The following is a 9,743-nucleotide window of genomic DNA, read 5'->3' on the forward strand; positions in this document are numbered from 1 at the left end:
GGGAAGGGGCCGTCAGCGTTCCGGGCCGGTTGCGACCGGGCGCGCGGGATCGGCGCACCATTCGCTCCACGAGCCTGCATAGAGCCGCGAGCCGGTAAGGCCGGCCGCCTCCATCGCAAGCAGGTTGTGGCAGGCGGTGACGCCCGAGCCGCACTGGTGGACGACGCGTCGCGCGTCGCTGCCCTTCAGCAGCGCGCCGAATTCCTCGCGCAGCACCGAGGCCTGCTTGAAGTGCCCGCGCTTGTCGAGGTTGTCGCGGAAGAAGCGGTTCAGTGCGCCGGGAATGTGGCCGCCGACCGGATCCAGCGTCTCGTTTTCGCCGCGGTAGCGATCGGGGCTGCGGGCGTCGATCAGGAGCATCTCGGGGTGCTGGAGATGGTCGAGCACGTAGCCGGCGTCCACCGCTTCCGGGCGGAGCGAAATCCGGAAGTCGGCGCTGGCCGGCTTCGGCAACTCGGCGGTGAGCGCTTGCCCCGCTTCCAGCCAGGCGACCAGGCCTCCATCCAGCACCGCCACGCAGTGGTGCCCGAGCCAGCGCATCATCCACCACAGGCGTGCCGCGAACATGCCGCCGGCGTCGTCATAGGCGACGACCTGCGTTTCGTTGCCGACTCCCGCCGCGGCAAGGCGCCGGGCGAAGCCGTCCGGATCAGGTAGCGGATGCCGGCCGTTCGTGCCGGTCAGGGCGCTCGACAAGTCTTCGTCGAGGTGCAGGAAACGCGCACCGGGAATGTGCGCGCGAGCGTAGGCCTCGCGCCCGAAATCGCGGTTCGCGAGGTCATGGCGGCAGTCGAACACGACCCAGCCGGGATCGTGCAGATGCTGGGCAAGCTCCTGGGCGCCGATCAGCGTGCTGTAGGCCGCCGAACAGCTGGTGGCGGCACTGCTCACTGGGCGGGCTCCTCGGCTGCTTCGAGCCAGGTGCGCGCATCGGCGTCGTCATCGAAAACAATTACTTCCGCATCGACGAAGATCTGCGAGAGCCACGCGCTCCACGTCAGCCACTGGTCGGTTGTCAGGACGGCGATGCGGCGGAAATCGTGCGAATGCTGGCGCGAGAAGCGGATCTCTTCCCACGCTACGTCGAGCGTGAAGCCGACCATTTCGCGCAGGTCGAACAGCAGGCTCACCGGCCCCTCGAACTTGATCTTGTAATTGACCAGTTCTTCGAACTCCTTGTAGTCCGGGAGGGTGAATTCGCCGAAGACGGCAACCGATACCAGATTGGGGCGATGGTCCGTGGTGATCATGACTGCCTCCGCATGGCGACTGGATGATGCAAACTACTATAGCCCGGGGCGGAAGCCGCATCAATCATGGCTGCGGCCGCTCGCGGCGCCGGCCGGGAGCGGTTCGGCGGACGGCCGCGATGCGAGCGACACGGCCGCGCCGCTCGCGATGATCAGGATGACCGCGATCCACGCATCGAGCGGGAGAATCTCGTCCCACAGCAGCACGCCGAACAGGCTGGAAAAGATCACGGTCGTGTACGCGAGGTTGGCGGCGACGATGGTCTTGCCAAAACGGTAGGCGCGGGTCATCGCGAGCTGCGCCAGGGTGGCGAAGAGACCCACGCCGAGCAGGATCGCCCCGCCGGAAAGGTCGATCGCCCGGATGTCGCCGGAGAGGGCCCAGGGGAGGCCCAGCAACGCCGTGATCGCGGAGAACCACAGCACGGTGCGCGCCTCGGGCTCGCCGGCGCGACCCAATTCCCGCACGTTGATGTAGGCGAGGCTCGCGACGAGGCCGGAGCCGAGGCCGGCGCAGGCGCCGAGCCATTGCTCGGCCTGCAGCGTGGGCTTGAGCAGCAGGACGACGCCGAGGAAGCCGAGGGCCACCGACGCGATCGCGGCGCCGCGCAGGCGCTCGCGGAACCAGAACGCGAGGAGCAGCGCGACGAAGATCGGCGACGTGTAGTTGAGCGTGACCGCGGTGGCCAGCGGCAGGGCACTGATCGCGTAGAAGTAGCAGACGAGCGAGGCACAGCCCGACAGGGCGCGCGTGAGCTGCAGGCGCCAGCGGGGCGTGCCGAGCGCTACGCCCTGCAGGCGCGCGATGACGGCGACGACGAGCACGCCGACGAAGCCGCGGTAGAAGACGAGTTCCCCGGTGGAGAAGCTGCCGGCGCCGAGCTTGACGCATACGCCCATGCAGGCGAAGAGGAGGCTGGCGACGATCATCCAGAGCGATTGCATGGCGATTTGCTGCGGTGCAACCAAAAGCGCCATTGAACCACATGCCGGCTGGTCGCGCGAGGGCGGGGAGGATGGTCATGCGCCGGGCGCCGCGGTAGGCTTGCGTCATCGCGAGCCATTTGCGGGGGTGGCATGAGCTGGCTGCTGGCGCTGGATCAGGGGACGACGAGTTCGCGGGCGATGGTGTTCGACGCAAGCGGGCGCGTGTGCGGAACGGCGCAGAAGGCCTTCGCGCAGCATTTTCCACAGCCGGGCTGGGTCGAGCACGATCCCGACGAGATCCTCGCGACACAGCTGGATTGTGCGCGGGCCGCCCTGGCCGATGCGGGGATCGAGGCGCAGGCGCTGGCCGGCATCGGCATCACGAACCAGCGCGAGACGACGATCCTGTGGGAACGGGCGAGCGGCCGGGCGCTCGCGCCGGCGATCGTGTGGCAGGACCGCCGCACTGCCGCCGCTTGCGACCGCCTGCGCGCGGCGGGCCATGCGGAGCTGGTCCGTGCGCGAACGGGCCTGGAACTGGACGCCTACTTTTCCGCGACCAAGCTCGCCTGGCTGCTGGACAATGTGCCGGGGGCGCGAGCGCGGGCCCGGGCGGGGGAGCTGGCGTTCGGCACGGTGGATAGCTGGCTCGTCTGGCACCTCAGCGGCGGCGCACTGCACGTCACCGATCCGGGCAACGCCGCCCGTACGATGCTGTTCAACATCCACGCCTGCGACTGGGACGACGAGCTGCTCGCGCTGTTCGACATCCCGCGCGCGCTGCTGCCGCGCATCGTCGACAGCAGCGGTGTATGCGGCGAGACGCGTGTCGACGTCCTCGGTGCCGCGGTGCCGATTGCCGGCATCGCGGGTGACCAGCAGGCGGCGACCTTCGGCCAGGCCTGCTTCACCCCCGGGATGGCGAAGAACACTTACGGAACCGGCTGCTTCCTGCTGATGAATACGGGCGACGAGGCCGTCGCGTCGGCGAATCGCCTGCTCACGACGGTCGGATGGCGGGCCGCGGGGCGGACGCGCTACGCGCTCGAAGGCAGCATCTTCATGGGCGGGGCGATCGTGCAGTGGCTGCGCGACGGCCTGGGGCTGATCCGGCGCTCGCCGGACATCGAGGCGCTCGCCGCGAGCGTGCCGGACAGTGGCGGCGTCGTGCTGGTGCCGGCGTTCACCGGCCTGGGCGCGCCGTACTGGGATGCCTACGCGCGCGGCGCCCTGTTCGGGCTGACGCGCGGCACAGGAGCCGGGCACATCGCACGCGCGGCGCTGGAAGCGATCGCGTTGCAGACGGTGGACCTCGTCGCGGCGATGGATCGCGACGGCGCGGGACCGCTGACCGAGCTGCGCGTCGATGGCGGCGCGGCGGCGAACGACCTCCTGATGCAGTTGCAGGCGGACCTGCTCGGCGTGCCGGTCGTGCGCCCGCAGATGCTCGAGACGACGGCGCTGGGTGCGGCGTATCTGGCCGGACTGGGCGTCGGCGTGTGGTCGGGGCAGGACGAGCTTGCCGCGCTCTGGCGTGGCGGGCGGCGTTTCGAACCGACGATGGACGCCGATCGGCGCGAAGCCCTGATCTCAAGCTGGCATCGGGGCGTCGAACGCTCCCGCGCCTGGGCCGACGCATGAGCGTGGCGGGCGGTCGGGGGCCCGAGGCCGTGCTGGACCGGGCGGCGCTGCTCGCGCGCCTGAGGGAGACCGAATCCTGGGACGTGCTGGTCGTCGGCGGCGGGGCGACGGGACTGGGCTGCGCCGTCGATGCGAGCTCGCGCGGGCACCGCACGCTGCTGCTCGAAGCGCACGATTTCGCGAAAGGCACCAGCTCGCGCGCGACCAAGCTGATCCACGGCGGCGTGCGCTATCTGGCGCAGGGCGAGCTGCCGCTGGTGCATGAGGCGCTCGCCGAGCGTTCGCGCCTGCTCGCCAATGCGCCGCATCTGGTGCACCGGCTGCGTTTCGTCGTGCCGGCCTATCGCTGGCTGGACATCCCCAGGTACGGTACCGGGCTCGCGTTCTACGACCTGCTCTCGGGCATGCAAGGCATCGGCCATAGCCGTGTCCTCGACCCGGCGAGCACGATCGTCGCCTTGCCGACGCTCAAGCCCGCCGGCCTGCGCGGCGGCATTGCATACTGGGACGCACAGTTCGACGACGCCCGCCTTGCCGTCGCCCTGATGCGCACCCATTTCGACCACGGCGGCCTCGCGCTGAACTACCTGCCGGTCGACGGACTGATCGTGGACGACGGACACGTGCGCGGTGTGCTCGCCCATGATGCCGAAACCGGGGAGTCCTTCCGTGTCCGCGCGCGCGTCGTCGTCAATGCGACCGGCGTGTGGGCGGATGCGATCCGCCGCGCGGAGCTGCCGCAGGTTCGCCCCCTGCTCAAGCCCAGTCAGGGTGTGCATATCGTCGTGGATGCCGGCTTCCTGCCCGGGCGCGACGCCCTGCTGGTGCCGGAGACCGCCGATGGTCGCGTGCTGTTCGTGATTCCCTGGCAGGGCCGCGTGCTGATCGGCACCACCGATTCGCCACGGCAGGATCTTCCGCTGGAGCCGACGCCGCTCGCCGGCGAGATCGACTTCATCCTGGCCGCGGTCGCACCCTATCTTGTGCGCCCGCCCACGCGCGCGGACATCCGCAGCGTCTTCGTCGGTCTGCGTCCGCTGATCGGCGCGGGCGACAGCGCCGCCACGCGCAGTCTGTCGCGCGAACACTGCATCGAAGTGTCGCCGGGCGGCCTCGTCACGATCACGGGCGGAAAATGGACCACCTACCGGCGCATGGCCGAGGAGACCATCGATACGGTGCAATCGGTGGCGGGACTGCCGCAGCACGCCTGCATCACAGCAGGGCTGCGCCTGCACGGCGGGGAGGCGGGGCCGTCATCCGATCCGTACGGCGCCGCACGCGCTGCCGTGGAGGCATTGCCGGGGGCCGGACATCCGGTGCATGCCGGTCTCGACCTGACCGAGGCTGAAGTGCGTTACGCCGCACGCTGCGAGCTCGCGCGCGGCGTCGAAGATGTGCTGGCCCGGCGCCACCGTGCGCTCTTTCTGGATGCGGCGGCTGCCGAAGCTGCCGCCCCACGGGTGGCCGCGGTGCTGGCCGACGAGTTGGGGCGGGACGCGGCCTGGTGCGATGCCGAGGTGGAGCGCTTCCGCATGCTCGCCCGGCAATATGCGCAGCCCCGGGAGCAATGACGTCGGCGCGTGCCCCACGCGCCCCGACGTGGTTGCCGGCCGTGCCGGTTCAGTGCTCCGGGCCGGCGCTGATGCGTTCGGCCGAATAGACCGTCGCGTTGGCCACCGTCCGGGCGAATCGCCGCGTGCTGCTCTCGAGCTGCGTGAGGAGGTGCTGCAGCGCGCTTGCAGGCGGAGGCTCGAGGCGGATGCGGGAGTCCCGGTCGGCCTCGATGATCATCTGGCCATCGCCTGGAATGCGGAAGCGCTCACCCACGGCGAGCCATTTGTCTTGTGAGTAACCCTCAAGTGTCAGCCAGACGTCACCGCTCTCCAGGGTGACTTCCCAGTCACTTGCGTCACTGATCGACAGGATTCCGCCGGCTTGCAGACTCCAGTCAGAGCGCGCATATTTCGCTTCCATGATGCCTCCATGCGATCCATTGGCGGACGACGTCCGTGAGTCGCATTGTCCCGATGTCCGGCATCCGTGAAAATCGATCTTTTCTGGCATGCATGTGAGCGGAATTCACATATGGAACGCCCCGGCAAACTTCCTCCGCTGCCCGCGCTGCGCGTCTTCGAGGCGGCGGCACGACTGTCCAGCGTCTCGCGGGCGGCCGACGAGCTGTTCGTCACGCATGGGGCGGTCAGCCATCAGATCCGCGCGCTCGAAGAGCATCTGGGCTTTCCGCTCTTCCACCGACAGGGCCGGGCGGTGGTGCTGACGGCTGCGGGCGAGGAACTGCTGCAAGCCGCCAACGGCGCCCTGCGCCAGATCGCGGACACCGTGACGAGCCTCAAGCGGCGGGCAAACCCCAACCGGCTGTCGGTCAGCGTGATGCCGTCCTTCGCCAGCCGCTGGCTGACGCCGCGCATCGGCGCCTTCATCGATGCGCACCCCACGGCAGAGGTCATCATCACGGCGACGGGCGCGCGCGCCGATTTCAGCCGCGACGGGATGGATGTGAGCATCCGCTGGGGGCCGGGCGGCTATCCCGGCGTGCGCAGCGAACTGCTGATGGACGACGTGCTGTTCCCGGTCGTGAGCCCGAGCCTGTGTGCCGGGCATCCGCTACGTGCGCCGGCGGATCTCGCCGGCGTGCCGCTGCTGCGGTCCGAAGGGGAGGACTGGGCGCCGTGGTTCCGGGCCGCCGGGCTCGACTGGCCGGAGCCGAGCAGCGGCCTGATGCTGTCGGATTCGGCGCTGGTGCTGCAGGCCGCACTGGAAGGCCGGGGTGTCGCGCTTGCGCGGCGAAGCCTCGCGGCGTCGGCGCTGCGCGCGGGCAAGCTGGTGCGTCCGTTCGACATCCCGATCGAGGCGCGCCATGCCCCCGAGGGGCTTGCGAACGATTTGCCGCCCGACCTGCCGTTCGCGCAGCGCCCGCTGTGGCGTTACTGGATCGTGCGACCGGAGCGGACCGATACCCCGCTGCTCGCCGCTTTTCTCGACTGGCTGCGTGCCGAGGCGGCGGCCGACCTCGCGACGCCGCTCGACCCCGTGCCGACCGGACGGGGCAGTTTCGCCACCCTCCGCTAATCCGGGCGGTCAGGCCGTCGTCTGCACGCCGGCAGCCATCGCCCGCGGCAGCGTGACGACCGCCTTCAGTCCGCCTTCCGGGCGGTTCGCGAGCCACACATCGCCGCCTTGCGCGCGCAGCAGGTTGCGCGCGATGGCGAGCCCGAGCCCCGTGCCGCCGGTGTCCCGGCTGCGCGACGACTCCACGCGGTAGAAGGGCTCGAAGACTTTCTCGAGCTCCTCCTGCGGCAATCCCGGGCCGTCGTCGGTGATCGCGATCTCGCAGGCGTCCGGCCGCGACTGGAGCACGATGCGCACGCGCCCGCCGAACTTGTGCCCGTTCTCGATCAGGTTCCACAGCGCACGCCGCAGTCCGCCGAGCTGCCCGAGGCAGGGCGGGGCGCCATCGCCCGCGATGTCGACGTCCCAGCCCATGTCCTGCGCGTCGTCGCGCAGGGCCGCGACCAGGGCGTTGAGGTCTATCGCCTGCTTCGGCGCTGCGCCGTCCAGGCTGCGCGCGTAATCCAGCCCCTCCTTCGCGAGCGCCTGCATCGCATCGAGGTCGCTCTGGAACTTCGCGCGCAAGGCCTCGTCGTCGATGAGTTCCGCACGCAGGCGCAGGCGGGTGATCGGCGTCTGCAGGTCGTGCGAGATCGCCGCGAGGATGCGCGTGCGCTCGCTCACGTGCTGCAGGATGCGCTGCTGCATGCGGTTGAAGGCGTGTGCCGCCTGCGCGGCCTCGGCGGGGCCGGTGGTCGCCAGCGGCGCCCGGTTCGGGTCCTCGCCCAGCGCATCGGCGGCGGCGGCGAGCCGCGAGATGGGACGCGTCGCGATGCGCACGGCGAACCAGGTGAGCAGCGTCACGCCGATGAGCAGCGCCAGCAGCGAGGTCAGGAAGCCGCCGGGCGGGAGCGGTGGCGGCCGCATGCCGAACATCGGGCCGGGCAAGCGGATGAGGAGCGGCGTCCCGTCGTCCAGGCTCAGGCTGACGAAGGCATGCATGCGATGCGGATGCTCGTCGTCGCGACTGGTGCGCGCTAGCACTTCGACCCGACGATCCGGGAACGCCTCCCGAAGCGCCGCGGTGAGCTGGGCCGAGGCAGTCGTCGCGGTCGCGTCGGGCGGTGGCGATGCCAGTGCGAAGTGCATGCGACGACGTCCGACCGCGTTGATCCAGTCCTCGCGCTCGCCGGCCGGCATGTGGTCCAGCACGTCGACCGCGGTCAGCACTTCGCGCGCGACCCCCTCGAACAGGACCTCGCGGGCGTAGCGGTCGCGTTCGCTGACGAACAGCGCGAAACTCACCGCGAGCACGACCACCATCCCGCCGAGCCAGATCAGCATCAGCCGTGCGAACAGCGTGCGGGCCCAGCCGAGCTTCATGGCTGCTCCGCTCCCGGTGCGACCGCGGACACGGCACAGGCGAGCACGTAGCCCTCGTTGCGCACCGTCTTGATGATTTCCGGCTCGCGCGCGTTGTCGCCCAGACGCTGGCGCAGCCGGCTCACCAGCAGGTCGATGGAGCGGTCGAACACATCCGCCTCGCGCCCCTGCGTCAGTTCCATCAGCTGGTCACGGTTGAGCACCCGCTGGGGATGCGCGAGGAAGACCGACAGCAGGCGGTACTCCGCGCCGGACAGCGGGACGACCGTGTCGTCGGTGCCGACCAGATGGCGTCCGACGGTATTCAGGCGCCAGTGTGCGAAGCGCAGTTCGCTCGCGTGCTGCGCGGGGGCCGCCTCGAGGTTCGGCGGCAGGGCCCGCGCGCGGCGCAGGATCGCGCGGATGCGCGCAAGCAGTTCCCGCGGGACGAAAGGCTTCGGGAGGTAGTCGTCCGCCCCCATCTCGAGCCCCAGGATGCGGTCCATGTCCTCGCCGCGCGCGGTCAGCATCAGCACCGGCGTATTCGCGTGCGGGCCGGTTGCGCGCAGGTTGCGGCACAGCGTCAGGCCGTCCTCGCCGGGCAGCATCAGGTCCAGCACGATCAGGTCGACGCGATGGCGGTCGAGTGCCGCCTTCATCTCGCGTCCGTCGGCGGCCGTCGTGCAGCGCAGTCCCTGCTTTTCCAGGTAGTCGGCCAGCAGCGTGCGGATCTCGCGGTCGTCGTCGACGATGAGGATGTGGTCGGAGGCGTTCGTCATGATCTCGGAGTCGGTGCGACGGACTGTGGGGTTGATCGAATCTTACTGCCCGGCGGCGTGCGCTTTGTATCCCCGAGTATCGCCCGCGCGGAGCGAAACACGACCATTCAAACCGGGCGTGGCCGGACAAACGGCGCATACATGGCGGTGCTCAAATGACTACGCCGCCCGGACAGGGCGAAACCGACCATCACGTGGAGAACGTCATGAAAACCTGGATCAGGAACTCGTTTGCCGTCGCGCTTGCCGCGGCGCTGGGGCTCGGTGCCACCGCGGCGACTGCCGCGCCGTGGGGCGACTGCGGCGGACCGGGAGGCGGCATGCACCGCATGCACCGGATGGACCCTGCCGCGATGTCCGAGCACATGAGCCAGCGCCTCGCTGCGCTGCAGACCGCACTCGCGCTCAAGCCCGAGCAGGCGCCCGCATGGGAGCAGTTCAAGGGCGTGATGCAGGAGAAAGGGCGCAGGATGTCCGAGCACATGCAGGCGATGCGCACGCAGGAGCGTCCGAAGACCGCGCTCGAACGCATGGAACGCATGGAATCCTTCGCGAAGGAGCGTCTGGCGTCGATGCAGGACGTGCACAAGGCCACCGAAGCCCTCTATGGCGGGCTCGATGCCGCCCAGAAGAAGACCTTCGACGAGCAATTCCCGATGTTCGGCCCGCGCGGCATGGCGCGCGGCGGGAAAGCGAGCGGCCGGATGGGGGC

The 9,743-nt window shown here is 69.9% G+C and carries 10 protein-coding genes; 4 read left to right on the forward strand and 6 right to left on the reverse strand.

The genetic code is table 11. The annotated features are described in order from the left end of the window. Nucleotides 1-12 precede the first annotated feature (12 nt). Genes GPA22_RS17595 through GPA22_RS17605 form a run of 3 tightly spaced genes read right to left on the reverse strand, consistent with a single transcriptional unit; the run spans nt 13 to nt 2,195 of the window. Nucleotides 13-891 (reverse strand): rhodanese-like domain-containing protein, encoded by an 879-nt coding sequence (locus GPA22_RS17595; RefSeq protein WP_169257356.1) that lies wholly within the window; start codon nt 889-891, stop codon nt 13-15. Beyond that, nucleotides 888-1,250: a SpoIIAA family protein gene (locus GPA22_RS17600; RefSeq protein WP_169257357.1), complete on the reverse strand. Its 363-nt coding sequence runs from the start codon at nt 1,248-1,250 to the stop codon at nt 888-890. Before GPA22_RS17600 ends, GPA22_RS17595 begins: the two co-directional genes overlap by 4 nt. Nucleotides 1,251-1,310: 60 nt before the next feature. Beyond that, a complete protein-coding gene (locus GPA22_RS17605) occupies nt 1,311-2,195 on the reverse strand; it encodes a DMT family transporter (protein ID WP_169257358.1) in 885 nt (294 codons plus the stop codon). Nucleotides 2,196-2,327: 132 nt separating this feature from the next. Between GPA22_RS17605 and glpK the strand changes: the two genes are divergently transcribed. Both glpK and GPA22_RS17615 read left to right on the forward strand, forming a co-directional pair. Further along, the gene (gene glpK / locus GPA22_RS17610; protein WP_169257359.1) at nt 2,328-3,818 is read left to right on the forward strand and encodes a glycerol kinase GlpK; all 1,491 of its coding nucleotides are present in this window, start codon (nt 2,328-2,330) and stop codon (nt 3,816-3,818) included. Next, a complete protein-coding gene (locus tag GPA22_RS17615) occupies nt 3,815-5,392 on the forward strand; it encodes a glycerol-3-phosphate dehydrogenase/oxidase (protein WP_169257360.1) in 1,578 nt (525 codons plus the stop codon). Before glpK ends, GPA22_RS17615 begins: the two co-directional genes overlap by 4 nt. 49 nt (nt 5,393-5,441) lie before the next feature. On the opposite strand, the gene GPA22_RS17620 is transcribed toward GPA22_RS17615, so the two are convergent. Then, a complete protein-coding gene (locus tag GPA22_RS17620) occupies nt 5,442-5,795 on the reverse strand; it encodes a DUF2917 domain-containing protein (protein WP_169257361.1) in 354 nt (117 codons plus the stop codon). A 111-nt stretch (nt 5,796-5,906) separates the two neighbouring features. Here GPA22_RS17620 and gcvA point away from each other — a divergent pair, with 111 nt between their 5' ends. Continuing rightward, nucleotides 5,907-6,911: a transcriptional regulator GcvA gene (gene gcvA / locus GPA22_RS17625; RefSeq protein ID WP_169257362.1), complete on the forward strand. Its 1,005-nt coding sequence runs from the start codon at nt 5,907-5,909 to the stop codon at nt 6,909-6,911. Nucleotides 6,912-6,920: 9 nt separating this feature from the next. On the opposite strand, the gene GPA22_RS17630 is transcribed toward gcvA, so the two are convergent. Both GPA22_RS17630 and GPA22_RS17635 read right to left on the reverse strand, forming a co-directional pair. Continuing rightward, nucleotides 6,921-8,273, reverse strand: a complete 1,353-nt coding sequence (locus GPA22_RS17630; protein WP_169257363.1) for a sensor histidine kinase — start codon at nt 8,271-8,273, stop codon at nt 6,921-6,923. Further along, entirely contained in the window at nt 8,270-9,031 is a 762-nt protein-coding gene (locus GPA22_RS17635; RefSeq protein ID WP_169257364.1) for a response regulator, read from the reverse strand. The genes GPA22_RS17630 and GPA22_RS17635 overlap by 4 nt, the downstream gene beginning before the upstream one ends. Nucleotides 9,032-9,237: 206 nt before the next feature. Between GPA22_RS17635 and GPA22_RS17640 the strand changes: the two genes are divergently transcribed. Continuing rightward, on the forward strand, nt 9,238-9,743 hold a 506-nt coding region (locus GPA22_RS17640; protein ID WP_169257365.1), incomplete at its 3' end, for a Spy/CpxP family protein refolding chaperone.

Source organism: Aromatoleum toluvorans (genome assembly GCF_012910905.1).
GTDB lineage: Bacteria > Pseudomonadota > Gammaproteobacteria > Burkholderiales > Rhodocyclaceae > Aromatoleum > Aromatoleum toluvorans.

What these genes read in the sequence shown, in the direction of transcription:
- GPA22_RS17635 (WP_169257364.1), bottom strand. Translation starts at nt 9,031, where the DNA reads ATGACGAACGCCTCCGACCACATCCTCATCGTCGACGACGACCGCGAG.
- GPA22_RS17600 (WP_169257357.1), bottom strand. Translation starts at nt 1,250, where the DNA reads ATGATCACCACGGACCATCGCCCCAATCTGGTATCGGTTGCCGTCTTC.
- glpK (WP_169257359.1), top strand. Translation starts at nt 2,328, where the DNA reads ATGAGCTGGCTGCTGGCGCTGGATCAGGGGACGACGAGTTCGCGGGCG.
- GPA22_RS17605 (WP_169257358.1), bottom strand. Translation starts at nt 2,195, where the DNA reads ATGCAATCGCTCTGGATGATCGTCGCCAGCCTCCTCTTCGCCTGCATG.
- GPA22_RS17630 (WP_169257363.1), bottom strand. Translation starts at nt 8,273, where the DNA reads ATGAAGCTCGGCTGGGCCCGCACGCTGTTCGCACGGCTGATGCTGATC.
- GPA22_RS17620 (WP_169257361.1), bottom strand. Translation starts at nt 5,795, where the DNA reads ATGGAAGCGAAATATGCGCGCTCTGACTGGAGTCTGCAAGCCGGCGGA.
- gcvA (WP_169257362.1), top strand. Translation starts at nt 5,907, where the DNA reads ATGGAACGCCCCGGCAAACTTCCTCCGCTGCCCGCGCTGCGCGTCTTC.
- GPA22_RS17615 (WP_169257360.1), top strand. Translation starts at nt 3,815, where the DNA reads ATGAGCGTGGCGGGCGGTCGGGGGCCCGAGGCCGTGCTGGACCGGGCG.